This is a genomic window from Bradyrhizobium sp. th-b2, from assembly GCF_000426785.1.
Lineage (GTDB): Bacteria > Pseudomonadota > Alphaproteobacteria > Rhizobiales > Xanthobacteraceae > Bradyrhizobium > Bradyrhizobium septentrionale.
Window position 1 is genome coordinate 1 of sequence record NZ_AUGA01000019.1, and the last position, 25,011, is coordinate 25,011.

Genomic DNA, 25,011 nt, shown 5'->3' on the forward strand with positions numbered 1-25,011 from the left:
TTCGATATCGATCCTTTGACGGCCTATCTTGCCACCAGCCCGGGCGGGGTAGATTCGGTCGCCATTATTGCGGCATCCACCAATGTCGATGTCGGGTTTGTTATGGCGCAGCAGATCGCTCGTTTTATGCTCGTCCTCATCATTGGCCCGGCTTTGTCCCGATTCGTTGCGGATCGGATAGCCAGGAATGTTCCAGATATTTCCGACAAAACTCCCGCCTGAGTGAGTTGGTCGCAGAAGATTAGTTCAGTCGGGTGCCGGTACGGATAATCCCGATCAGGGATGGTTGGCTCGCTTGCGCGAGACCGATGTGTGCCTTGTCTCTGCGAGCCGATATTGACGGACGGGATAGCTTGGACGGCTACAGGAACAGAAGCCTATATTATCAGGGGATAGCAGATGAAGTCCCTATCCGTGCGGTAGCCGCGACGGTGATGTCCGTTCAGGGTCACTCGGACCTGACGGTCCCGAAATCCTACTTCCGTTCCACCCCCAGGAACGGACATGCCCTTGAACGGCAGCTCTGCGCCAACGGCGGCCATTCGCGCATCGAATGTTATGGAACTTTATCCCAACTGACTCCACTGGTGTAATTTCCTCATCAGTCAGCGAACAGACTTGGTTGGTTTGTAATCAAGATCTGAATGTGTGCCAGCCTCTCGAGACTTACGGCTAGGATTGATGGCGTAAGCCTTAGTGAATGGCTACCCTCGTGTTGCGGCCCAAGACTTGAGAAGCTGCCGGCCATCCACTGAACCCTCACCTTGGGCGTAGCGCATTCGTCGCGCCCAATTCCGGCAGGCATTACCGGGCACGGCGGCGTGTCACCGCTTGAGCCCGTCGCATGCTTTGACCCCGCCAAGCTTGCGGAACAGGCTTGCCGCGTCGTAGCCCTTCTGCTCGAACATTGCTTGGGCTTCCGCGCGCCACGCCAAGTCACCATCATCACCGAGCGTCCGCCGCAGCTGCCGGACTACAGCCAGCGCATCTCGCGCCCATGCGCGGAATTGCTCCAAGGGCCATAGACCCACAGTGGCCAAATGGGGAAATGCGCCAGCCTCCGCTCGCGATACAGGTGTAACGAGAACTGGCTGGATCGCCGTGTCGGCAGTTATGTGCGTCAATGCTGCGTTCGCCAACATCCAGTTAGGATGTCCAGCTGCTTGCCGGGCTTTATCAGCACCTAGCGAAGAAGAAACTAGCGCGCCCGAATGGTCCTCGAATACAAGGCAATATTTCCCCGCGATCCACCACGGATCGGGCGATGCATCGGACTCATGCCGTGCTGCCTCGAACCCGAGCATCTTCCCGAGCTCGCAATGGGCAACTTCAAATTCGGTCGCGTCTGCCGATTTCAGCCCGGCAACGATCGACTTTTCTACCTGCGCGTAACGAGCTTCATGCTTGGTTCCGAGCCTCAACAACAATGCTTCAAGCCGCTCGATCTGCGACTGCAATGCGCTGTCATCCGGGGATGCCGCGACGAGCTCTGGCCGGAAACGCGCGAGGCTAGCGAGCCACCGAATAGCCCCAGCTGCATCGCGCGCTGCCGCAAAATGCGTGCGCGCACGAACCTTCATGCCCGCGACGCCGCTGCTCTCACCATAGGCTGCAGCCGAGCCAGCGAGGTAGTTCCACAGTGCCCGATAGCCTTGGAGGGATGTATCGGTGAGACCAGCAAGAACCTGCCCAGCGTTCTCGACCGCGCCCTCGTAGTGTTTTTGCCAAAGGTTCTTCTGGTAGTTGATTTCTGCGGCGACGACGGCCTGTAGCTGCCCCACTCCTGATGGCTTTTCTTGCGTCGCAGCGTCGCGCTTCGCCAGAATCTGCCGGTTGACGCTTTCCCACGTGGCATCATTGCGCATGAAAATATCGAAGTTCTCGAGCAGTTCCGCTTGGGTAGTGTTTACAGACTGCCGGGCGCCGAAATCGAGTTCTGCTTGTAGCTCCGGATGCAGGAAGCTAAGCCGCACGGGGCTGTTAAAATAATCTGTTAACTCGCCGCCTGTTACGACAACTGCCGAATAATCCTGCAGCGAGCGGGTACATCGACCCACCGCCTGCACGACGCGCGTTTGAATCCGTCCCTGGAGCAGCGCGTTGGCGCCCATCTTGGCTACAAAAAACCGCTCCTGCGCATTCGTCGTTTTTGGAAGGCCGTCGAGGAAGAGCAGCCGGCATTCGTCGCCGGGGAAATCTATACCATCGTAGCGATTGGCGAACGCGGCCACCGCGCGTGGGGCGCTTAGGAAAGCGGTCTTGGAGTCTTCAATCGCGCCTGCATCGAATACCGTTGCCCCGATCGACTCTGCCTCGGCTTCTGCCTCTTTCCTCTTTCGATCATTCGGCACGAGCACGACGCTTCTTTGAACACGTTGCATAAGTGCTTTGCGAAGGTCGATTGTTTGATCGGCGGTCAACGTCATCTCCGGAAAAATGAAAAAACGTCGCCCGATCCCCTGTCGGTCCCAGCCAGCCGGTGCCGACAAACGCGTGATATTCGGCCGGCCTGTGAGGCGCTCTAGGTCACCGCCTTCGCCGAGCGTTGCCGACATATAGATGCGTTGCCGCGCGTTGGTGAACGGCGCATGTGTCCATGTCGGTGGAATTAATGGACGGACAAATATCTCGCTTGGCGTCAGGTAGACATGGCAGGCATGTAAATTATCGCGCAACAGGCGCCACGCGTAACGCAAGTCGTCGATCGCCCCCACATGCTGATCGACAATCGCCATGAATTCATCAGCAATAGGAGCGAAGGCCGGCGTCGGCAGTTTCTCGACCCACGCCGCATCCGACAGACTATCATCAATACTCCCGGTCAACCGGCCGAAATCGGTTCCGTCTAGCAGAGGCTGAATAAGCGCGGCAAGCGCCGAGTGAAGTGTCTCGTGTTCGTTGTTCGCGCGCTGAATCCGCATGCTCCACATGGAAGCAATGTAATTTTCAGAAGCATGCGCGTCATCGCAGACGATCACGCCTGGCGTATCGAAAAATGGCGCGATGTTGAATAACGCGCTGTAGGTGGTTACGGCAATCCTGCGCGCGGCCTGATAGTCCGCCTTCGCCGCGGCGTCGAAGGATTGCTTCGACCCGATGAAGCCGTGGACGCTCAGACCATATTGCTGTTCTGCCTGCTCGACGACCTGGTTTACTAGTTGCCGCGTAGGGCATAGGAAGACTACCGGCTCGTGGTTCTTGCGGCGAAGCCATTCACCAATCAACAATCCTACGAGCGTTTTGCCACTGCCAGTCGGTAGTTGAAGCGCAACGTCGGTGACGCTTTGCGCCTCCACCACGTACTTTTGCATCATCTGACCTTGATGCAGCAACACGCTGGGAATTTTTCGCCGGGGCAGCTCCAGCAGAATTTTATCAGGGCTGTCGGGAGCAACTTCGGGTGGTGGGGCACTCTTGAAGGCCATGTGCTTCCTCGTTATCCTGGTGGTCGACTGGTGCCGATGTTTTCTGCAACTCTAGAAGTTCCTAGTACCCATTCCCACCGATGATCGCGTGCTGATCCTCCGAGTCCCCCCGTTTTACTGAGTCAGGGACGGACCAACGACGCCAATCTTGTTGTCAATACCGATTCGTGACCCGATCATCATTGCGAAGCTGGTCCTCATGAACTCGGCGAGTTGCCGCTTATTACCTTATCTCTCGGTCGGATTGGAGAGCGCCCACATCCGCAAGGCCGCCTGTCACATCTTGAGGGCGGCGAATGCGCTTTCTGGGAGCGTGCAACGCGCCTACACGTCGCCTTAGCACGGTAGACGGCGTTTTCCGGGCACAGTTTGCGCCGTCATGTTCCCGCGCGATAGCTTACTTAACAAGTAGCACCGAGCGAAGCTCGCCAAGCAGCAACGTCGATAGGCCTAGCTGCTCCAGTTGCCGCGACCGCAACCATTCAAGGGCGTCGGCAGTATCAAGATCCTTGCGTGCCGAGAGCTCGTTCAGCCTCATGGCCGTGACACGGGACAATCCGAGGGCGATAAAGCTAATCATCGTTTTGTCTGAGGCACCGACCTCCAAATAGAGCGGCAGGGGCGGAATGCTCGCTGCCAAATCCTCGAGATGGTTGATCACCAATGCGTGCCTCAAGAGGGTGTTGTAGCAGCCGAACAGCCGCACGGCCTGAAAACGAATTTGCCCTTCGATCAGTTCAAGCGTGTCTCGAATGATCGTCCGCTGATCTTTCCCGCGGGTGTCCCGCCGGATCTGCTCATCGATGATCTGGGGGAGCGGCAATCCGCGCATCCATTTTAGAGCCATGAGCGCGTGAAACCGATGCAGCGAACGCGTGGTATCGAGCCCAAGGATCAAGTCGTGGCAAAGCTTGAGAATGCGCGCGTAGGAGTCAAACGCTTCCGTATCCCTCGGATGGTCCGGGATCATTTTCGCCGCTTGGCCTTGTCCCTTTACGACCTCCCCGTTTAAAGCGCCGAATAGCCGCTCTTGCTTATGCGCCGAGATGTTGGGACTCAGCCGGATAACCCCGGGAGGTAGCGTGATCTGCTCATCGGCTGCCAGAAGCGCGTTTGCGAATGCATCCACCGCCACCCCCCCGGCGACACCGGCACGGAAAAGCGTGTCGTCCAGCAGCCCGCGCTTATAGTCGGAATAAAGCCGACCAAAGGTCGTTTCAATGGCCGGATCGTCACTGCGCCCAGGCTGGCCTTGGTTCCGCATCACTGTCACGAGCTTCTCTTGCTGATCGCGCATCGTGGTTTCAATCGCCGGGGTGACGACCGCGTCCTTGGGTCCCTCCAGCGGTTTCGTTTTCCAGCGCGGATAATCGATCAAGAAAATATTTCCCTGGAACTCCTTTCGCAGCCTCCCGGCCCGACCGGACAAATTCCAGAAATCCGTTGAATCGAGCGGGTGCGACTTTCCTCGTTCGGGCTTGCACATAAAGATATTCCGAACCGGGAGATTGACACCTTGGAGAAGCGTGCTTGTGCAAACAAGATAATCGACGTGCCCTTTTGAAACGGCCTCTTCGACAGCCCGTCGCAGTTGTGTGGGCATGTTCGAATAGTGAAATGCCACGCCACGCTTGACGCTTTCCGCCAGTACATAATTGGGGTGCACAACCTCATGCGCCAACTCTGACAGGGCGGCCCGCTCGGGCGTGGGCTCGCGGTCCGAAAACAAATCGGCGAGCTGCATCGCGATTTTTTCAGCATCTGCCGCACCATTTGCATAGACAATATTGGCGTGGTGTCTCCCGAGTTTTGCCGCCACGTGCACAAGCATTTCGACCCGGCTTGCTAGCGTGTGGCCGATCTCAATTTGCGCGACCTCCGTCTCGTTGCCTGAAGACGTTCGGATCACCGATACGCGTCCCTTGGTCCCGGACAATATCTTTATAACAAGGAAATTCTGCGCCACCGTCGGCTCGCTCGACGACACCCGCTTGATGTCGCCAAGGCCAAACAGTTTCCCGAAAACATCGAGGTTGCGAACGTTAGGGCTGGCAAACAGCGTTTGCGCGCTGGCCTTGCGGGCGAGCAAGTCATCCAGCACCCACTGCAACAAAACTCCGCGCGCGCCGTCAGAAATGGACTGCGCCTCATCCACAACAACGATGGCCGCGCTGAACTCCGGATGGTTCGCCAAGGTCAATTGAAGCCGTTCTTGGGTCATCACGTAGATGCCCAGCTCTGGAAGCGGGGTGTCCGCATCTGGCGGCACGGTCACGATTTCTGGCGCTACTTTCGCTCCAGCCTCTCGAAAAGACAGACCGAGATCGAGCGCGACTTGCGTGATCAGGGCCCGGGTCGGAACGATGTAAACAATCGAAAGCGGCTTGTTCTCGGAGAACGCCGAGACCAGATAATTTTGCAGGACAAAGGATTTACCCGCCGAGGTTGGGGCAGACAACGCGACCCGCTCCTTGGCCGCGAGCCTGCTCCAGAGGTCGTACTGAAAATTTGTGAAAACCAGACGCTCTTCGTTGACCATGACGGCGCGTGAGGCCGCCTTTTCAAGCTCCTCTGTGACGAGGCTGAGAGGGAGCACCGGCAAAGCCACGTCGACGTCGTTCTTCGTCGCCAGCGACGGGAAATTTCCAAGCCGGGACAAGACCACACGCAGAGCCTGATCCATCGGAAGTTCTTCCGTGCCCATGAGGTCATACACGCACGTAGCGGCGCGGAACGCCGTCTCGCGGTGGAGTTGGGTACCGGAACAGGACAGGATCGCCGCGGCGCGGATGATCTTTTGCGCCACGTCGATTGGAATATCGTCGTCACCTGCGACGCCAAGTTCACGCTTTAACCAAGCGACCTCGACAAACTGCACCGCTTTATGAAGCCTCGGGCTTTCCCACACCCGTTCGACCAATTCTGAAATCATGCCTTCCAACCAACCTTGGCTTGAAAAAGATCACGGAAGTCGCTCACCGATGGAAGAGGAAGGAAGAATATCTCGATCGGCTGCGTCGCCAGACCCATGTCAGTCAAGGCTTTGGCGAGCTTCGGCGCTACCTTTACAAGCTCGGCTTGCGCAAGGGTCCTGAATTCGGCCTCCGCTGCCTTGGGGTCGACCGCCGCCACTTTTGCAAAACCATCAAAGTTGAATCCGATAAGGCACGTCGTTACGTCGAGCCGCTCGTTGTATTCTTCTTCGAACGGATTCAGATACCGTAGCAGCGCTTCCTTCTCGGCGGGTTGAAGGCCAGAAAAGCTGATATTTTGCTGCACAAGATCGATCTCATGCTTAAGCTTGTCCGGTTGCAACGCTTCGGTGATGGATTTTGCGGCTGCCGCAATGGCGTTTCCCACATTTGCGTGCAGCTTTGACTCGCCCCAATAGAGAAGCAACTTCTTTTCTTTTTCCGAATACCGGACGTGAACACCATCCGCCCCGTGAACGGGCATGCTCGGGTTCGTTTTGAGAGACATTTTGGCGATGAGCTGAGGCGCACCAAGAATCCACTCGGTCAGCAGATAAAGCAACAGCTCGCCAGCTTCGCCATTTCGCTCGGTCGTCTCGTTCGCCTTAATAAAAAGAGCGCGCGCCCGCGATTCCAATAGCGAATACCGTTTCATAAATTCGATTGGATCGGTCGTCTTATAGATCGCGGTCAGCGCTTCAATCTCAGACCGTGGCAGCGCGAAGTGGACGAGGTAAATCGCGATCGCGTCGACCAATTCGGTGAGGGTCGGTTTGCTCTGGCGAAAAGCGGGAAAATGGAGGCGTAGCGTGACGCCCGAGCATGTGCAGACAACCGAATGGCTCAAGTTCCTGATGCGGGCGGTCAGGTTACTATAGTCCTTCGAAAGCGCAGCGAACGCCGACTTCAATTCGGCGTCCTTGGCGGCTCCCGCTTCCAGTAGTGTTTACTCGCTCATTGGTTGCACTATAGGCTACCAAGATCGTAAGTGAAGAGAAGTTACTGGAAATACGCAGCTTTTAGGGTCTTAGCATTCCCGGGGCTGTCCGGACGCGCCACGATGTCTGTGGACCTGTAAAACGCCCACCGGAGCACGCAAGGCGCGCTGGTTGGCAGCGAATCCAAACGCATCGCCAAGGCCTTTTGCGAGGTTCGCGAGTCTGGCGTCGCGATGATCTGTCAATGCGGCGAGCGGCGCCTCGACAGAATCCCGCCACAAACCATCGAAATTGCGATGCGTGCGAGGCCGGAAAGCGCCGGTCTAAGGTCCCGACCAGAAGCAAGGCGCGCTACGAGGCGGCGGCCGAAAGCCACGCACTTGGCTCAGAAAAACGATAGCGGAGACGCCGGAGACTATCGGCGCCGGCGAAAGTCCGGCGAATCTGCCCTATTATCCTGCTTTTTCAGACCTTTAGCCGGAAATCTCTATGGATGGCTGGAGACGAGAGGATCGAACTCACGCATTCCTGCTCGAACCAGTCTCCACGTGAGGTCTCGGCAAAGCGGAGTAGTTGATATCCGCGTGCAGTGTAGGGCCCGTTGTGCAACGGAGCTGGACACTGCGCAGAGTTGGTCTGGGATACCTGTAAGCTCTCCACCGGTCTCGTCGGGCACCTCGGTATGATCCCCATCGTCGAACCGCGGCGCGGCGTCCCTCATACTGTGCACCTTAAGCCCGAACCGACTTTGGTTTATGTTGGCCGGCGGAGTGGGCTTTAAGCATGAGCTACCATTTTGGCGGGTAACGGCGACGCCTCGGGGGAAATTGCACGCATTCAAATGCGGTTGGCTGCTTTGGATGCGGAGAGGACCGCGCTTGAGCGCGAACTGAAAACGCGTGAACAGGAGCTGATCTGCGATAGCGGTAGCACAGCCGAGCGGCCTTGTGCTGATGCCCCCGTTACCAACAGTTCGCCGCCGAACGAGAAGATCGCGCTGTTCCGGCGCTTATTCGCCGGGCGTCCTGACGTCTTTCCAGTTCGATGGGAAAACAGAAAGGCCGGGCGCTCGGGATACTCACCAGCCTGTTCCAACGAATGGGCGAAGGGGATTTGTGGCAAGCCGAAGGTGAAGTGTGGAGAATGCCCGCATCAGGCATTCATCCCGCCCTCCAGGGACGTCATCGAAAAGCATCTGCGCGGTGGCGATACCCGCTCCGGTGACTTTGTCGCTGGGGTCTATCCCCTGCTGCAAGATGAGACCTGCTGGTTCCTTGCCGCCGACTTCGACAAGGATAGTTGGGCGGATGACGCGAGGGCACTCCTCGACACGTGCCATGCGAAGGGGATTGCCGCCGCCCTCGAACGGTCGCGATCAGGAAACGGCGGGCATGTCTGGATATTATTCTCCGAGCCCGTTCCGGCAAGAATCGCCAGGCAGATGGGCTCAGCCCTTATCACGGAGACGATGGAGAAACGCCCCGAGATCGGCTTTACATCCTATGATCGTTTCTTTCCAAATCAGGATACAATGCCTCTCGGAGGCTTTGGCAATCTGATTGCCCTGCCGCTGCAAAAAACGGCTCGGGAGATCGGCAATAGCGTCTTTGTCGACACGAACCTCCGGCCTTACGACGATCAATGGGCTTACCTGTCGTCCCTGCCCCGGTTGTCGGCGGACATGGCCTTCAAGATCGCGGAAGAAGCGGAACGATCAGGCCGTGTGTTGGGTATTCGCATGCCGGTCGACGACGAACATGCTGATGAGCCGTGGAAAATGGCGCCGTCGCGCCGCAGCACGCCGGGGACTATCAAGGCCACGATACCGAAAAGCATCAGGATCGTGGTCGCTGATCAGGTTTATATCGACAGGACGGAGCTTCCGACTGCCCTGATCGCGCAACTAATTCGCATAGCAGCTTTCCAGAACCCGGAATTCTATCGCGCCCAGGCCATGCGGTTGCCAACATTCGGCAAACCTCGGGTTGTTTCATGCGCCGAGCTCTTCGCGCAGCATGTCGCTTTACCTCGAGGCTGCTTAGAAGAGACGCTCGACCTCATCAAAAGCCACGGCGGCGTTGCCGAATTGGAAGATCAACGTGAAGTCGGAACGGCACTTCCCGCGGATTGTTCCTTCCGTGGCGAACTGCAGCGGCCGCAATTGGGAGCTTTCGATGCTCTCATTTCCTACGAGAACGGCGTGCTTGCCGCGACGACAGCTTTCGGCAAGACCGTCATTGCAGCAGCACTAATTGCCTACCGAGCTAGAAACACGCTCGTCCTCGTTCATCGACGAGAGCTGCTCAATCAATGGGTAGAACGCCTGCGATCTTTCTTGGGTATCGACCCGGAGCAGATTGGCGTTATTGGCGGCGGGAAACGAAGGCCGACAGGCGTCATCGATGTCGCGCTCATCCAAAGCCTGGTTCGCAATGGAGAGGTCGCCGATATCGTCGCCAACTACGGCCACCTGATTGTCGATGAATGCCACCACCTGTCCGCAGCAAGCTTCGAGCTTGTTGCGCGGCGCTCGAAGGCGCGATACGTCGTCGGCCTATCAGCGACCGTTGCCCGCAAAGACGGTCACCATCCCATTATATTCATGCAATGCGGCCCCGTTCGCCATCGAGTTGATGCACGGACCCAAGCTGCTGAGCGTGGAATCCGCCATCGCGTACGCGATTGTTCGACGAAATTTGAATTGCCATCATACTTAGCGTCAGTCGAACGCCCCTCGATGTCTGCCATCTATGCAGCCTTGGCCCAGGACAGCGGACGCAATGATCTTATCTTCGATGACGTACTGAAATCGCTTGAGGCGAAGCGTTCGCCCATCGTTCTGACGGAGCGAAAGGACCACCTCGATTATCTTCAGAGGAGGCTCTCGCCATTCGTGAGAAACCTTGTGGTCCTGCGCGGCGGCATGTCGGCGAAGGAACGCAAAATCGCCAACACGGCGTTGGATGTCTCAGATCGCGATGAACGCCTGATCCTCGCGACAGGGCGGTACATCGGTGAAGGATTTGATGACGCACGGCTCGACACGCTGTTTTTGACGATGCCGATCGCCTGGAAGGGGACATTGGCGCAGTATGTCGGCCGCCTCCATCGCCTGCATGATGGAAAGAAGGACGTCCTTGTCGTGGACTACGTCGATCAGACGGTTCCCGTTCTTGCGCGGATGGCCACGAAACGACGTGCCGGGTATCGAGCGCTGGGTTACGTAATTGAATAGCTGGCACCATACTGGAAGCGGAGCCCCCTGGGGCCGGTGATCGCGGCTACATGCCGCCCCACCACGCAGTGGTTTTATTCTCCGGTCTCGGGCGCCAGTCTCCAGAAAATGGGAATTTTCGTGGATTTGCTTAGAGACTTTTGGGAATTTCCGGACCAAAAAGTTCGATCATGGGTCTCCAGAGACTATTCATGAGTTGAAAATGCCGCATTTTGCGGGAATCTTCCTCAAAGAGAAGGAAATTCTCCAAAATCGGCTATGGATGGCTGGGGCGGGAGGGATCGAACCTCCGAATGGCGGAATCAAAATCCGCTGCCTTACCGCTTGGCTACGCCCCAACGCGCCGATCGAAGGCCTCGCCGGTCTATAGAGTGAGGGCGGGTATTTCAACAGGGCGGCGATCGAAAAGGCAGGAAAGCCGCGGGATGGCGCCCTCGCCCTTATTATAGAGCGACGCTGCGCTGGCCGGAACGGACCGCGCGATGTCCACTCGGACAGTTGAGAGGCCGCTGGTTTCATGGGAAGACAATTTCCAAACGCCTCGTCGGGAGTAACGCCATGACCTACCGCGCACCGATCAACGATATCCTGCTGTCCCTCAATCACGGCGCGGGGCTCGCCGCCGCCGTGCAGGCCGGCCACTACGGCGATTTCGACGGCGATATTACCGCTGCGGTGCTGGAAGAAGCCGGCAAGTTCGCCTCCGATGTGCTGGCGCCCCTGAACAAGGTCGGTGACGAGCACGGCATCAAGCTCGACAACGGCAAGGTGACGACCGCGCCCGGCTGGCCCGACGCCTATCAGCGCTGGGCCGCCGCAGGCTGGAACGCGGTATCGGGGCCGGAAGCGTTCGGCGGCCAGGGCCTGCCGCTCGCGGTCAACGCCGCCTGCACCGAGATCTGGAGCGCATCGAACGTCGCCTTCGGCCTCTGCCCGCTGCTGACGCTGTCGGCGATCGAGGCGCTCGACGCCCATGGCAGCGAGGAATTGAAGACGATCTATCTCGAGAAGATGGTCACCGGCGAATGGACCGGCACGATGCAGCTCACCGAGCCGAATGCCGGCTCCGACGTCGGCGCGCTGCGCACCCGTGCAGAGCGCGCGCCCGACGGCACCTACCGCATCAAGGGCACCAAGATCTTCATTACCTATGGCGAGCACGACATGACCGACAACATCGTGCACTTCGTGCTCGCACGATTGCCCGATGCGCCCGGCGGCACCAAGGGAATCTCGCTGTTCCTGGTGCCGAAATTCCTGGTCAATGCCGACGGCTCGCTCGGCGCGCGCAACGACATCCATGCGAGCGGCGTCGAGCACAAGCTCGGCATGCACGCCTCGCCGACCTGCACCATGACGATGGGCGATCAAGGCGGCGCGATCGGCTACCTGATCGGCGAGGAAAACCAAGGCATGCGCTGTATGTTCACGATGATGAACCAGGCGCGGCTCGGCGTCGGCCTCGAAGGCGTCGGCATCGCCGACCGCGCCTATCAGCAGGCACTGGCCTATGCACAGGAGCGCCGGCAGGGAAAGGCTATTGGCCACAAGGGCGACGGGATGGATCCGATCATCGTGCATCCCGACGTCAAGCGCATGCTGATGCAGATGCGCAGCATGACGGCGGCGGCGCGCACGATCTGCTACGCCACCGCGGTCGCGCTCGACGTCGCGACACGCGCCAAGGACGCCAAGGTCCGCGCGGACGCCGCCGCGCGCGGCGCGCTGCTGACCCCGATCGCCAAGGCCTTCTCCACCGACGTCGGCAACGAGGTCGCCTATCTCGGCGTCCAGGTCCATGGCGGCATGGGCTTCATCGAGGAGACCGGCGCCGCGCAGCACTATCGCGACGCCCGCATCACATCGATCTATGAAGGCACCAACGGCATCCAGTCGATCGACCTCGTCACCCGCAAGCTCGGTGCCAATGGCGGCGCCTCGGTGTGGGCGCTGCTCGACGAGCTCGCGGCAACCATCAAGCAGGTCGAAACCTCCAACGATCCGGCGTTCGGCACCACCGGCACCAAGCTGCGCGACGCGCACTCCGCGTTGGAGCGCACAAGCAAATGGTTGCTGGAGCGGCTCGCCTCCGCGCCGAACGATGCGTTGGCTGGTGCTACGCCCTATCTGCGGCTGTTCGCCGCGACGCTCGGCGGCTGCATGCTCGCCGGCGAGGCGCTGGCCGCGAAGGCCAACGGCGAGGCCGAGCCGCAGCGCTACGTCGCGCTGGCGCGCTTCTTCGCCGAAAACATCTCCGTGCAGGCACCGTCGCTGGAGAAGACCGTGACCGAAAGCGCCGAGGCCGTGACCGGCGCGGACGCGGTGTTGGCGGGGTAGAAGGCGCTCTGCGCGTCGCGCCTTCACAGATGATACCCGGATGGCGGGGAGACTACCGCTTGCTCCCCTGTCGTCCCTGCGAAAGCAGGGACCCATACGCCGCGGCTTGTGTTGTTGAAGGGACTTGTCGCTCCAGCGACGCAAAATGATCGGCACTTGTGGTTATGGGTCCCTGCCTTCGCAGGGACGACACTGAGTGTGTTGCACGGCCTGTGAGTCATACATCCGCATTCTCGCGACATGCTTTGTCCGAGCTTTGCATCTCGTCCGCCCTCTCCTTGAACAGAGGGCGCAGGGAAAGCCGGGTGCCGATTGCACCCATGGGTCCGGTGCAACAAAAAGCACCGGAGGTAGGACCACAGGTGTAACCGGAAACATCCCGGCTTTCCCTGCGCGATGGGTTACGGCTTACTTCGTGCTCTCCCCGGCGAGACTGGGCTTTTTTGTCATCGCCTCCGCGAAGATGCTTCGCATCTCGCGGGGGACACCGGCCGCTAGGGCGTCGGGACCACAAGACTTCGCCGTCCGCGTCATGCGCACTCGTCAGTTGCGGAATCGGCGTCCACCGCATCTCACCGCAACACCCGTGACGATGCGCAGCGCCCCTCGATCGGGTGAGACGGGGAATTCATACACTGAGTTGCACTTCTGATAAAGCGAAATATTTTTGCTGTGGGGCTTGCGCCGTCGGGCAACTCAGTGATTGGGCGCAGATACGATGACTCCAGGCGTCCGGTTATCGCACAAATAATGCCGATAAGCCGCTGAACCTACCTTTCGGCTCAAATAGCCTCGTGTCGCCTAGCTCAACGATCCACATTTTCTGGATTACCTTGGCTGCCACCGCGCTGTCGCTTTTGTGCCTGAAGCAGATCAGATAGAGTTCGCGATCACGGCAAAGCCGACCGGCCGTCACACTACCGCTTGTCAGCGATCCCGGCGCAACGAACGAAACTCTCTGGGGCCATCCAGCAGATCATGCTTGCGGGCAGACTGTTCGATCCGGCTGGCCGTATCATCTGCCATTGCGTTGATGGCCGTGCCGGCCAGGTTCTGCGCACGTTGCCGCCGCTTCTCGTCCCTCGATCGAACATCCCGATCTTGGTCTCGCCGACGACAGATCTCATCGGAGAGACGTTCCTGGAGGCATCCGTTGCCTCGATAAGGTCGCTGCTTCATCGTGCACGCTCCCTCCAACAGGATTGCGGTACAGACTAACGCTCCGGCGAGCCGTTTGTTCGCGGCAGCAATTGCCCTGATGCCGGGAATTTTGGCGCCGCCAATCTGGGCTTCTTCGGCGGAGCCGCAATCAATCCCTCGCGGATCGCCTGCTTGCGGGCAAGCTTGCGCGCGCGCCGCACGGCCTCGGCCTTCTCTCGAATCCTTTTTTCCGAAGGCTTTTCGAACGATCGGCGGCGCTTCATCTCTCTGAAGACGCCCTCGCGCTGCAACCTCTTCTTCAGAACGCGCAGCGCCTGGTCGATGTTGTTGTCCCTGACAAGAACCTGCAATGGATCACCTCTCGCGGCGCTAGAGCATTTTCGGTTCTGACAGGAATCAGAACCGAAGCTCTAGCTTCTTGTTTTGACGCGTTTTCTTCGCGAACCGGTATCCATCCCGCATCAAGTGCGGGACAGGCTTCGCTCGAAAACACTCTAGGTACGTTGAGCGCGCAAATACGAAAGCCCGCTCTATCGGTGACAGAGCGGGCCGCACTGCCATTCCAGTACATCCGTGAAACGGCAGCCGATCAACAACATGACGAAAGCCTTAGCCGCAGTGCTGCAAGCACGCGTCCTCACTTTCATCCGACGATGTCTTTGGAAAAGGGTCCAGTAGGACCGATCTACAAGGCTCAAGGCCAGTCGATACACCATAAGTATACACTTATCCCAGCTATGCAAGGCGCAATTGCAAATCCCGGGAATTATCTCTGACGGATCAAGCACGTTGGAGATCGTCGGCGAAGACGATAGCGCCTGGCCCGAGCGGTTCCCTGCATCAATGTCATTGTAGAGTGGCAAATTCGGACCGTCTGACGCAGACTACGGCGCTGCCGGGTGATTTCAGGGCGCCGGCACTCGAGAGCCTGGGCAGCTCCCGCTACAAAAGGGAGCCGCAAATGGCAACCCGCTATTATTTCGATATCCGGAACGGCGAGGAACTCTATGCCGACAGGCAGGGCATCGAGCTGCGCGACGAGGAGACTGCCGCGCACGAAGCGATGCAGTCATTGCTCGGCATGGCGAAAGACAATCCGCCTCTGGACAAGCACAGGCTGCTGGCGTTTGAGGTCCGCACCGACGACGGGCCATTGTTTGACGTCAGTCTCGATCTGGGCATCACGAGGCGCTAGGCGCGTCGGCGCAAAACCAAACCTTAGAAATCCGGCCGGCGCGTGCGCCACGCGATGCCCGCTTCAAGCACAGGCCCGTTGTCGTCCCGGACTTCGATTGCAATCTGACCGAGATTGTGACCGCAAGCGGAATTGCGAACCATGTCGGCCAAAGAGCGCGCGGCCTCTTCTTTAACCGCCGCGAGGTCGGACATCACCAGGCCCTCTTCGTCGATCGCCAAGCCACCGCCGTCACGAAGATCGAAATAGTAGCGTGTCATCACTGATAAGAGGCCGAACTGTCGATCGTTCCTGGCGAGGGGACAGAGCAGCGACCGGCCCCGACGATGCGAAATGTCCGCTCTGACAGAGCACGGAACGCCACACTTGGCGGGCGAATGTTCCCGTGAGATCGGCGCGCTGTCATATCGTGGCAGACGTGGTCCGCCGGATTATATCATCGGCGCCCGGCATTTCACGGCACCCTTCGGACCATCGAAAGCACAACGCCGCCCAAGCGGAATATGGATCGCTTGGCGGCGTTGGTTCGGCACCGGGCCCCTGAAATCCCCCGGCAAGCTGTACATTGCCACGAGATATGTCGCAGGTTTGTGACACGCTCGGCACGGCACCCCGCGCCGGCCGATCACGCCTTGTGATCGGACAGGCTGCCGACGATCGATGCCCGGCGGGACAGTTCGATCCAGTTGCCGTCGGGATCGAGGATCATGGCAATCCGCGCGACCTCGCCAAGCGTCACCGGCGCCAGGCCCTCGCGCACGCCTTTGGCGCGCAGCTCGTCATGCACGGCGTCGATATCGGCAACCTGCAGCGTGATGTAGCGCCAGCCGCGCGCCTGCCTGGTGGGATCGACGGTCGCGGCAAGATCTTCCGCGAGCAGGATCAGGCTGTCGCCAAGGCGAAAGGCCGGACCGCCCGACCATGACTGCTCGGGGAAGCCGAGAATGTCGCCGTAGAACCTGCAATGCGCGGCGAGGTCGCGCACGGCCATCGCGACGGCGATCTGGGTGATGCCGTCATGTCCCGGCACTACCAGGCAAACGCTGTTGCCGTCGGGATCGACCATGCGCTGCGGCGTCTCGATGCCCTCGCGCGCGATGATCAGCTCGCGATAGCCGCTCGGCGCGGCGTCGCCCAGCGGCTCGAAATGATGGTTGAGCTTGATCACCGAACCATGCGCGTCGTGCCGGTACTGCTTCTGCCCGCGGCGGATCGGCTGCACATGATCGAAGCGAAGCCCGGCATCCTGCTGCCAGAACCGCAGCATCGGTTCGAGATTGTTCGTGGAGAGGCCGACGTCGATCACGTTCTTCGCAAGCTGCATGCCCGGTCTCCTCGGCCGCCCTGCGCGCTCGCTGGGCCCGCTCAGCCGGGAAAGCGATCGCCAAACATCGGCAGTTCGCTGCGCGACTGTTCGCGCGTCGCCTCGTCCTGGATGACGTCCCAATGCTCGGCGAGCACGTCACCCTCCATGCGCACGATATCGGCGACGACCCATGCCGCCGGCAGGCCATGACCACTGAACCGGCCGTGCAGAATGACGAAATCGCCGCTCGCCGCGCCGACATGGTTCTCATAGCGCAGCGTCGCGGGCAAGCCCTTCACCAGCTCGAATAGCCCGTCCCGGCCGGGCGCAATATGCGCGCTGTGCTGGATGTAGTGCTATGACCAGAACCGCTCGGCGGCGGGATAGTCGCGCTTGTTGAACAGGGTATCGAACGCGTCCAGCACGATCTGGACGCGGCGGTCTTCGGTCGATGTGCTCATGGCCACACTCCTTGCCGGGAGGTTACTTCCGCAGCAGCGGGATCTGCAGATTGGTCGGCCGGTTCTGCTCGGTGTCGAAGCCGCGGCCGTCGACATTGCGGGCGCCCCAGAACAACAGGTCGCCCCTGAGATAGACCAGGTCGTACTCCATGAAGTTGGTCCCTTCCTTGAGGCCGAAGGGGAGGAACGACCTGCCGAAGATGCTCTGCGGTGCATCGACCGCCCACGGCGCGTAGCCGGCAGAAGCGACCTTGTTGAGCACATCGGCGAAGCCCTGCGCCAGCGGCGTCACCTCATAGACCTCGTCGGCGACGAAATCGACCTTCTGCGCGCCCGGCGCGATCGGATGCGCGCCCTGCCATTGCAGGTGCCCGACGATCCTGATCCGCGCCAGCGGCACCTTGCCATACGGATCGGCCGAATTGATCACCACGAGCTCGAACCGGTCGGAGGACTGATAAATGAAGGCGCGCTTGAGGTAGAACGGCTTGATCGAGCCGTCCGGATTCTTGCTCGGCCGGATCTCGGGCGCGATGCTCTCCCAGTTTCCGGCGAGGGCCTGCCTGATTGTCGCGACGTCCTGTTCCATGGCGCTTGCCTTCGGTTGATTGCCTGATGACTGGGCCGCGGCGCCGCCGCATCCCGTCACCGCCGCCAGCAACAACAGCGACGCTCTGATGCTTCTCCACATGCGCAGGCTCCGGCGGGCGACGCGCAGGCCTTCGTGCCGGGCAGAAGGAACATCCTCTGCCTGCCAGGCAGACCCCGCGTAGAATGCGTACTGCTATAGAGAGCGCTGGCCGGCGCGAAAAAGACTTTGTAGGCTGGCCCCATGCCTGCCGGATATGACAGGCCGTGATCGGGAGACGGTGATGGAGCTCCGGCATCTGCGCTACTTCGTTGCCGTGGCCGATGCCGGCAGCCTGACGGTCGCCGCCGAGCAAAAACTCCACACCTCGCAACCTTCGCTGAGCCGGCAGATCCGCGATCTCGAACAGGAGGTCGGCGTTCAACTGTTGAACCGCGGCGCGCAGGGCATCGAGCTGACCGCGGCCGGCAAGGCCTTTCTGGATCACGCCAGAATGGCGCTGCTGCAGGCGGAGGCCGCCAAGGAGGCGGCGCTGCGCGCGGCGCAGCCACCGAAGCCGAGCTTCTCGCTCGGTTTCCTGTCCGGCGCCGAGATCGATCTGCTGCCCGAGGTGACCCGCGTCTTGCGCGACGAATTTCCCGGCATCGATATCCGCCTGTCGAGCGACTACTCGCCGGTGCTCGCCAAAGCACTGATGCGGCGCAAGCTCGATGCCGCCTTCATGCGCGCCGACGACAACACGGAGGATCTCGCCTGCAAGCGGGTGCGCACCGACCCGCTGGTGTTCGTGTTTCCGAGCAACCATCGCCTGGCCGCGCAGGCCGCCGTCGCGCCCGAAGACATCGTCAATGAAACCTTCTATCTGCCGTCCAGATCGGCGCCGGCGGTGCGCCGCGTCGTGCTGGAGTATTTCAGCCGCGCCGGCATCGATCTCAGGCCCGAGCACGAGGTGCATAATGTCGTGCACGCGATATCGATGATCACCTCGACGCATGCGGTGATGCTGCTGCCGGCCTACACGGCGCGCTATCTGCCCGACACCATCACCACCCGCCCGGTGCAGGGAGAGGCGCCGACGCTCGACCTCGTGATCGCCTATCACAAGGCCAACAAATCCACGATCCTGAAGCTGCTGCTGTCGCGGGTCGGCCGGCTGGCCGCAGCGCCCGCCTGATCCCTTCAATCCAGTGAGGACCGATATGCCGGCGAGCCTCGTTCAGACTCTTCGCGCTTTTGCCTACAACAACGCCTGGGCCAATCATCGCCTGCTCACGGCCTGCGCCGGTCTCAGCCAGGCGGAATTTGCCGCCGCGCGCACCGGGTTCTTTCCGAGCCTGCAGGCGACGCTGAACCACATCCATGTCATCGATCTCTTCTATGTCGACGCGCTCGAGGGCGGCTGGCTCGGGCCGAAAGCATGGGCCGATGAGGTGCCCTACCCGGCGGTCGCCGCGCTGAAAGCTGCGCAGCGCGCGATCGACCAGCGCCTGATCGCTCACTGCGATGCGCTGACGCCCGAGCGGCTTGACGATGCGGTCAAGGTCAATCGCGACACCTCCGTGCAGACCGAGCGGCGCGACCGCTTGTTGATGCATCTGTTCCAGCACCAGATCCATCATCGCGGCCAGGCCCATGCGATGCTCTCTGAGACCACGGTCAAGCCGCCGCAGCTCGACGAATTCTTCGCCGCCGGCGAAGCCCCGCTCCGGGAAGCCGAGTTCAAGGAGCTCGGCTGGAGCGAAGCCACCGTGTGGGGCGGCTGAGCCGAAGTTTCGCCCGCTGTCCGGCCGCACGGGTCGGTTCCCGATCCGGAACAAGGGTCTTGAATCCCGGTATCTCCGCACTCACCTGTGGGTGAAAACGTGGGGAATTCTATCAATGCCATTCGCCAATCATCGGGGCCAGCGCATCCATTACACTGTCGAGGGAACGGGGCCGCTGATCGTGCTGCAGCACGGCCTGCTGCTCGACGCTGCGAGCTGGAAGCAATGCGGCGTGGTCGACGCGCTCGCCGACCGCTTTCGCGTCGTCTGCGTCGATTCGCTCGGGCATGGGTTGAGCGACAAGCCGGCCGATCCGGCGCTCTATAACCAGGCCCAGCGCGCCGGCGACATCGTTGCCGTGATCGACGATCTCGGCGGCGAGCGCGCCCATGTGGTGGGACATTCGATGGGCGGCTGGGTCGCGGTCGGCGTCGCCAGATTCTTCCCGACGCGGCTGGCGTCGCTTGCGATCGGCGGCTGGGACTTTCTCACCGGATTGCCGCGCGGCAATGCCGGCCCGCTGACCTATGGCGCCTTCATCACCTTTGCCCGCCGCACCGCCCCGCAGCTCGCCGAATGGGTGACGCCCGATCTGGAAGGCGGCGTGCGCGCCTGCTTCGACGCGCTTGGCCAGGTCGACGGCGCAAAGGACGCGGTGCTCTCCTCGCGCGTGCCGGTGCTGCTGTGGAACGGGCAGGACGACGGCCCGCATGCGCCGATGCAGCGCTTCGCCGCGGAGAACGGCTTGTACGCAATGTCGGTCCCCGGCGATCACCTTGGTGCCCTGCTAGAGCATGGCGCCGCGATCGGCCGCGGCATCCGCTCGTTCGTCGGGCGCGGCTAGTACGATCTCGAGCGCGCGTATCTCCATCGCATCGAGCGCCGAACGAAAGCGCAATGCGCCGTGACGATCGACCGCATCCCCGAACCGGGCGCGATCGCTGCGTGCCATCATCGCGCGGTCCTTCCCTACGACCAACGTCCCCTGCTCAGGAAAGGTGAATTCCGGTTAACTGCATTGCGCCGTCCTCATGCTCGCAGAAGAGGAAAAGCCTCCGCGAACACTTGGGGCTTGCACGGGATCATGTAGGATAGCGGCACGACCTCGCCGGCGACGATGCCGGCCGACCCTGGGACCGCTTGATGACCGCGCATGTCATAGTGACCGATGAAGCCGCTACACGCGTGATCCGGCTGCGCAGGCCCGAGAAGAAGAACGCGATCACCCAGGAGATGTTTCGCGCGATCAGCGACGCGATCGACAAGGCGCAGAATAATCCGAAGATCCGCTGCCTGATCATCACCGGCGGCTCCGGCGTGTTCACCGCGGGCAACGACATCGAGGACCTGCTCGCGCAGGGCACCTCGACCGGCGAGACGCCGCCCGCCTCCGACCTGGTCAAGCTCCTGTATTCATTGGCTCACAATGTGAAGCCGATCATCGCCGCGGTCGACGGCGTCGCGATGGGCATCGGCACCACCATGCTGTTCCACTGCGACTACGTGCTGGCCAGCAAGGCCGCGTCGTTCTCGACGCCGTTCTCCAATTTCGGCCTGGTGCCGGAAGGCGCCTCCAGCCTGCTGATGCCGCGCACGATGGGCCACCAGCGCGCGTTTGCGATGCTGGTGATGGGCCGCACCATGTCGGCCGACGACGCCCGCGTCGCCGGCTTCGTCAACACCGTGGTGGCGCCGGGCCATGCCGAGGTCGAGGCGCACAAGGTGGCGCGCGAGATCTGCGCGCTGCCGGCCGAGGCGGTGGCGATCTCGCGGCGTCTGATCCGGCTGCCGCCGGAGGACGTCACCCGCCGCATCGAACAGGAGAACCATCTGTTCAGCGAACGCATGCGCTCCAGCGAAGCGGTCGACGCCTTCAGGGCCTTCATGGCGCGCACGAAGGATTGAAACGAAGCGTCGCAAAATTGTAGTGGCGCCGGGCCATGATCGTGTGTTCCATGATCGTGCACGCCATGATTATGCGCTCCATGGACAGGTCATGAGACAACCCCGCCCCCGCCTTAAGCCTCTTGCGCCTCTCGTCGCGCTTTGCGCACTCGGTCTGGTCGCGGCAAGCCCCACTCGGGCACAGACCGCGGCGCCGGTGAACTTGCGCATCCTCGCGATCAACGACTTCCACGGCTATCTGCGGCCGCCGCCGGGCGGCATCCGCATCACCGATCCCGCCGATGCCAGCAAGAAGATCATGGTGCCCGCCGGCGGTTCCGAGCGGATGGCAACCATCGTCAAGCAGCTGCGCGAAGGCCACAAGAACAACATCTTCGTTGCGGCCGGCGACCTGATCGGCGCGAGCCCGTTCCTGTCGGCGATGTTTCATGACGAGCCGACCATCGAGTCGCTTTCGATGATGGGACTTGCGATCTCCTCGGTCGGCAATCACGAATTCGACGAGGGCAAGGACGAGCTGCTGCGGATGCAGAATGGCGGTTGCCACCCGGTCGACAAGTGCCAGGGGCCGCACCCGTTCCTGGGGGCCAAATTCCGCTATCTCGCCGCCTCCACGATCGACAAGGCCACCGGCAAGCCGGTGTTTCCGCCCTACGAGATCAAGGAATTGGACGGCATCCCGGTCGGCTTCATCGGGCTGACGCTGAAGAACACCCCGAATCTGGTGTCGCCGGCCGGCGTCGCGAGCCTCGACTTCCGCGACGAGGCCGAGACCGTCAATGCGCTGATCCCCGAGCTGAAGGCGAAGGGCGTCGAGGCGATCGTGGTTCTGATCCATGAAGGCGGCTTTCCGACCGGCGACTATAATGAATGCCCCGGCATCTCCGGGCCGATCGTCGACATCGTGAAGAAATTCGACAAGGCGGTCGACGTGGTGATCTCCGGCCACACCCACCAGGCCTATGTCTGCGAAATCGACGGACGTCTCGTCACCTCCGGCGACAAATACGGCACGCTGGTCAGCGCGATCGATCTGCAGCTCGATCCGCGGACCCATGACGTGATCAGTGCGAAGGCCGACAACACCATCGTGAAGATCGCCGGCACGGCCAAGGATCCGGAGCAGAGCGCGCTGCTGGAATCCTACGACCGGCTGGCCGCGCCGATCGCCAACCGCGCGGCCGGCTCGGTCACCGAAACGCTGTCGCGCGTGCCCAATGATTCCGGCGAGAGCCCGCTCGGCGATATCGTCGCCGACGCGCAACTGCTCGCGACCAGTTCGGAGCCCAATGGCGGCGCGGTGATCGCCTTCACCAATCCGGGCGGCGTGCGCACCGATATCACCAGGCGCGAGGACGGCGCGGTCACCTATGCCGACATCTTCGCCAGCCAACCGTTCCGCAACCAGCTCGTGACGATGACGCTGACCGGCAAGCAGCTCAAGGACGTGCTGGAGCAGCAATGGGCCGACCCGAAACGGCCGCGCGCCCTGCAGGTCTCGAAGGGCTTTGCGTATGCATGGGATGCGAGCAAGCCCGACGGCGCGCGCATCATCGCCGCGCGGATGTCGCTCGACGGCAGGCCGATCGACCCCGCCGCGAGCTATCGCGTCACCGTGAACAATTATCTCGCCGAAGGCGGCGACGGCTTCACGGTGTTCAAGGAAGGAACGGCGCAGCAATTCGGCATCTACGACGTCGATGCGCTCTATGCCTATTTCAAGGCCAACAGCCCGATCGGCCCGACCGCCGGAAAGCGGATCGAGCGGATCAATTGAGGCGCAACCGACACACTTCGCCATCAGACTAGTGAGTGGAACGATGCGGCAGGATCGAAGCTAGGCCCTTTCCGGCGAGCCGGTAACCGCCTAAATTAGGGATCGTTCGCGCATGATCTTGTCCGGAAAACCGCTGCACACTTTTCCGGATCATGCGTCCTCGCACGCGCCACCATTGCGCCGGGAATTTGCATGACACTGCTTCTGACGCACACCGCCTGCCTCGACCATTTGACCCCTCCAGGACATCCCGAACGCCCCGACCGGCTGCGCGCGGTGGCCGAGGTGCTTGGCGAGGACCGCTTCAAGGCGCTGGTGCGCGATCTGGCGCCCGAAGGCGACCTCGACACCGTGCTGCTCTGTCATGGCGAGCATTATGTCGGCGAGCTGCGCCACATCGCGCCGACCTCGGGCATGATCTATATCGACGGCGACACCTCGATGTCGCCGGGCACCTGGGAAGCCGTGATGCGCGGCGTCGGCGGCGCGGTGGCCGCCACCGATGCGGTGATGACCGGCGCCCACCAGAACGCCTTCGTCGCGGTGCGGCCGCCGGGCCATCACGCCGAGAAATCGACGCCGATGGGCTTCTGCTTCTTCGACAATGTCGCGATCGCCGCGCGCCACGCGCAGCGCAAATACGGCATCAAGCGCGCCGCGATCATCGATTTTGACGTCCATCACGGCAACGGCACGCAGGACATCTTCTGGGCCGATCCCACCGTGATGTATTGCTCGACGCACCAGATGCCGCTGTTCCCCGGCACCGGCGCCGCCGGCGAGCGCGGCGAGCACGACACCGTCGTCAACGCGCCGCTGGCGCCCGGCGACGGCGGTGCCAAGTTCCGCGCGGCCTTCGAGAATCTGATCCTGCCGCAGCTCGAGAAGTTTTCCCCCGAACTCGTCGTCATCTCGGCGGGCTTCGACGCACATCACCGCGATCCCTTGGCCTCGATCAACCTGACCGGCGAGGATTTCGGCTGGGTCACGCGCAAGCTGATGGATGTGGCCGACAAGAGCGCCGGCGGCCGCGTGGTCTCCGTGCTGGAGGGCGGCTACGACCTCGAGGGCCTGAAAGAGTCGGTGGCATCTCACGTCACCGCATTGATGGGCGTCTAAATACCCGCCACAATACGCCCGCAAAAATTCGTTTGATTCTGCGCCGGGGCGAGCATGGCCTGCGACAGGTCATGCTCGGACGAACAAGATCAGGTTGCGATCTGATCGGCGCAATCAGGAACGCAAAGAATGGCCGAAAACACCGAGGCGGACGTCAAGAAACTCTCCTTTGAGCGCGCGATCGAGGAACTCGAATCGATCGTCAAGCGGCTCGAAGACGGCAAGGTCCCGCTTGAGGAATCGGTCGCGATCTATGAGCGCGGCGAGGCGCTGAAGCGGCGCTGCGAGGAGTTGCTGCGCCAGGCCGAAGCCCGCGTCGACAAGATTACCACCGACGCCTCGGGCCAGCCGACCGGCACCGAGCCGCTCGACGTGCAGTAGCGCCCGCAAGGCGCCTGACCATCGCGATCCTGCGACAGGATGTCCGCGAGAGCGGACAATTGTTGCTCCGTATTTCCGGCAATTGACCCCGCCGCGGGACGACTGCGGCGGTCCGGTGCTGTCACGAATCTGTCCGATCCGGGCCGGCCGGCTGCCGCAAAAATGGGCGGATTGGAACCCGCCTGCAGCCTCTAGCATTGAAAAGTCTGGATTTTTCAGTAGAAGGCATAGGAACCCAGCGCCCCTAGCGGGTTGGCTTTGGCGGCGGCTTTGGTGTAATGCTTCCAGTTCTATGGGCATTTGAGGGTGGCGGGCGGCCCGAATTATTCGGGCGGCAAGCAACTCAAATGGTTCGATAAAACTGAACCGGGACGGGTGAAGAGCGACCAAGGTGATGCATATCACGTGGTCCAATCCGGAGTGAATCTAGGCTGACAACCAGGCACG

At 61.1% G+C, this 25,011-nt stretch carries 20 protein-coding genes, 1 tRNA gene and 1 pseudogene; 12 read left to right on the forward strand and 10 right to left on the reverse strand.

What is annotated here, in order from left to right; translation table 11 throughout:
- On the forward strand, positions 1–222 hold a 222-nt coding region (locus tag K359_RS52680; protein WP_035976918.1), incomplete at its 5' end, for an AbrB family transcriptional regulator.
- A 602-nt stretch (positions 223–824) separates the two neighbouring features.
- On the opposite strand, the gene K359_RS0122555 is transcribed toward K359_RS52680, so the two are convergent.
- Positions 825–3,425: a DEAD/DEAH box helicase gene (locus K359_RS0122555; protein WP_035976919.1), complete on the reverse strand. Its 2,601-nt coding sequence runs from the start codon at positions 3,423–3,425 to the stop codon at positions 825–827.
- 132 nt (positions 3,426–3,557) lie between these two features.
- Between K359_RS0122555 and K359_RS66225 the strand changes: the two are divergent.
- Positions 3,558–3,773: pseudogene (locus K359_RS66225) on the forward strand (hypothetical protein); the annotation flags it as partial.
- A gap of 49 nt (positions 3,774–3,822) precedes the next feature.
- Here K359_RS66225 and K359_RS52685 read toward each other — a convergent pair.
- Together K359_RS52685 and K359_RS0122565 are read right to left on the reverse strand one after the other, a co-directional pair.
- Positions 3,823–6,357 carry a DEAD/DEAH box helicase gene (locus tag K359_RS52685; RefSeq protein ID WP_051346296.1) on the reverse strand — a complete coding sequence of 845 codons (2,535 nt, stop codon included), beginning with the start codon at positions 6,355–6,357 and terminating at the stop codon, positions 3,823–3,825.
- Positions 6,354–7,307, reverse strand: coding sequence for a DUF1837 domain-containing protein (locus K359_RS0122565; RefSeq protein ID WP_035976920.1), 954 nt, complete (start codon positions 7,305–7,307; stop codon positions 6,354–6,356). The genes K359_RS52685 and K359_RS0122565 overlap by 4 nt, the downstream gene beginning before the upstream one ends.
- Positions 7,308–8,131: 824 nt before the next feature.
- Here K359_RS0122565 and K359_RS0122570 point away from each other — a divergent pair.
- Positions 8,132–10,570 carry a DEAD/DEAH box helicase family protein gene (locus K359_RS0122570; protein ID WP_029081367.1) on the forward strand — a complete coding sequence of 813 codons (2,439 nt, stop codon included), beginning with the start codon at positions 8,132–8,134 and terminating at the stop codon, positions 10,568–10,570.
- 263 nt (positions 10,571–10,833) lie between these two features.
- On the opposite strand, the gene K359_RS0122575 is transcribed toward K359_RS0122570, so the two are convergent.
- A tRNA-Gln gene (locus tag K359_RS0122575) sits at positions 10,834–10,908 on the reverse strand.
- 220 nt (positions 10,909–11,128) lie between these two features.
- Between K359_RS0122575 and K359_RS0122580 the strand changes: the two genes are divergently transcribed.
- The gene (locus K359_RS0122580; RefSeq protein ID WP_029081368.1) at positions 11,129–12,907 is read left to right on the forward strand and encodes an acyl-CoA dehydrogenase; all 1,779 of its coding nucleotides are present in this window, start codon (positions 11,129–11,131) and stop codon (positions 12,905–12,907) included.
- A 927-nt stretch (positions 12,908–13,834) separates the two neighbouring features.
- Here the strand turns inward: K359_RS0122580 and K359_RS61430 are convergent.
- Complete coding sequence (locus K359_RS61430) at positions 13,835–14,086, reverse strand: hypothetical protein (RefSeq protein ID WP_156928622.1); 252 nt, start codon at positions 14,084–14,086, stop codon at positions 13,835–13,837.
- A gap of 35 nt (positions 14,087–14,121) precedes the next feature.
- The gene (rpsU, locus tag K359_RS0122600; protein ID WP_029081371.1) at positions 14,122–14,418 is read right to left on the reverse strand and encodes a 30S ribosomal protein S21; all 297 of its coding nucleotides are present in this window, start codon (positions 14,416–14,418) and stop codon (positions 14,122–14,124) included.
- Between the two features lie 611 nt (positions 14,419–15,029).
- Here rpsU and K359_RS0122605 point away from each other — a divergent pair.
- Complete coding sequence (locus K359_RS0122605) at positions 15,030–15,263, forward strand: hypothetical protein (protein WP_029081372.1); 234 nt, start codon at positions 15,030–15,032, stop codon at positions 15,261–15,263.
- Positions 15,264–15,286: 23 nt separating this feature from the next.
- On the opposite strand, the gene K359_RS0122610 is transcribed toward K359_RS0122605, so the two are convergent.
- The 4 genes from K359_RS0122610 to K359_RS0122625 all read right to left on the reverse strand — a co-directional run bounded on the left by K359_RS0122610 (position 15,287) and on the right by K359_RS0122625 (position 17,721).
- Complete coding sequence (locus tag K359_RS0122610; protein ID WP_029081373.1) at positions 15,287–15,523, reverse strand: hypothetical protein; 237 nt, start codon at positions 15,521–15,523, stop codon at positions 15,287–15,289.
- A gap of 365 nt (positions 15,524–15,888) precedes the next feature.
- Positions 15,889–16,587 (reverse strand): VOC family protein, encoded by a 699-nt coding sequence (locus K359_RS0122615; RefSeq protein ID WP_029081374.1) that lies wholly within the window; start codon positions 16,585–16,587, stop codon positions 15,889–15,891.
- A gap of 41 nt (positions 16,588–16,628) precedes the next feature.
- Positions 16,629–16,868 carry a hypothetical protein gene (locus K359_RS63355; protein WP_245284689.1) on the reverse strand — a complete coding sequence of 80 codons (240 nt, stop codon included), beginning with the start codon at positions 16,866–16,868 and terminating at the stop codon, positions 16,629–16,631.
- 184 nt (positions 16,869–17,052) lie between these two features.
- Positions 17,053–17,721: a hypothetical protein gene (locus K359_RS0122625; protein WP_029081375.1), complete on the reverse strand. Its 669-nt coding sequence runs from the start codon at positions 17,719–17,721 to the stop codon at positions 17,053–17,055.
- Positions 17,722–17,902: 181 nt separating this feature from the next.
- Here K359_RS0122625 and K359_RS0122630 point away from each other — a divergent pair, with 181 nt between their 5' ends.
- The 7 genes from K359_RS0122630 (at position 17,903) to K359_RS0122660 (ending at position 24,564) form a co-directional block, all read left to right on the forward strand.
- Complete coding sequence (locus K359_RS0122630) at positions 17,903–18,793, forward strand: LysR substrate-binding domain-containing protein (RefSeq protein ID WP_029081376.1); 891 nt, start codon at positions 17,903–17,905, stop codon at positions 18,791–18,793.
- 25 nt (positions 18,794–18,818) lie between these two features.
- Entirely contained in the window at positions 18,819–19,382 is a 564-nt protein-coding gene (locus K359_RS0122635; RefSeq protein ID WP_029081377.1) for a DinB family protein, read from the forward strand.
- A gap of 115 nt (positions 19,383–19,497) precedes the next feature.
- Positions 19,498–20,226: an alpha/beta fold hydrolase gene (locus K359_RS0122640; RefSeq protein WP_029081378.1), complete on the forward strand. Its 729-nt coding sequence runs from the start codon at positions 19,498–19,500 to the stop codon at positions 20,224–20,226.
- Between the two features lie 299 nt (positions 20,227–20,525).
- Complete coding sequence (locus K359_RS0122645; protein ID WP_029081379.1) at positions 20,526–21,287, forward strand: crotonase/enoyl-CoA hydratase family protein; 762 nt, start codon at positions 20,526–20,528, stop codon at positions 21,285–21,287.
- Between the two features lie 91 nt (positions 21,288–21,378).
- Complete coding sequence (locus K359_RS0122650) at positions 21,379–23,064, forward strand: bifunctional UDP-sugar hydrolase/5'-nucleotidase (protein WP_245284690.1); 1,686 nt, start codon at positions 21,379–21,381, stop codon at positions 23,062–23,064.
- A gap of 192 nt (positions 23,065–23,256) precedes the next feature.
- Positions 23,257–24,183 (forward strand): histone deacetylase family protein, encoded by a 927-nt coding sequence (locus K359_RS0122655; RefSeq protein ID WP_029081381.1) that lies wholly within the window; start codon positions 23,257–23,259, stop codon positions 24,181–24,183.
- Between the two features lie 129 nt (positions 24,184–24,312).
- Entirely contained in the window at positions 24,313–24,564 is a 252-nt protein-coding gene (locus K359_RS0122660) for an exodeoxyribonuclease VII small subunit (RefSeq protein WP_029081382.1), read from the forward strand.
- The last annotated feature ends 447 nt before the right edge of the window (positions 24,565–25,011 follow it).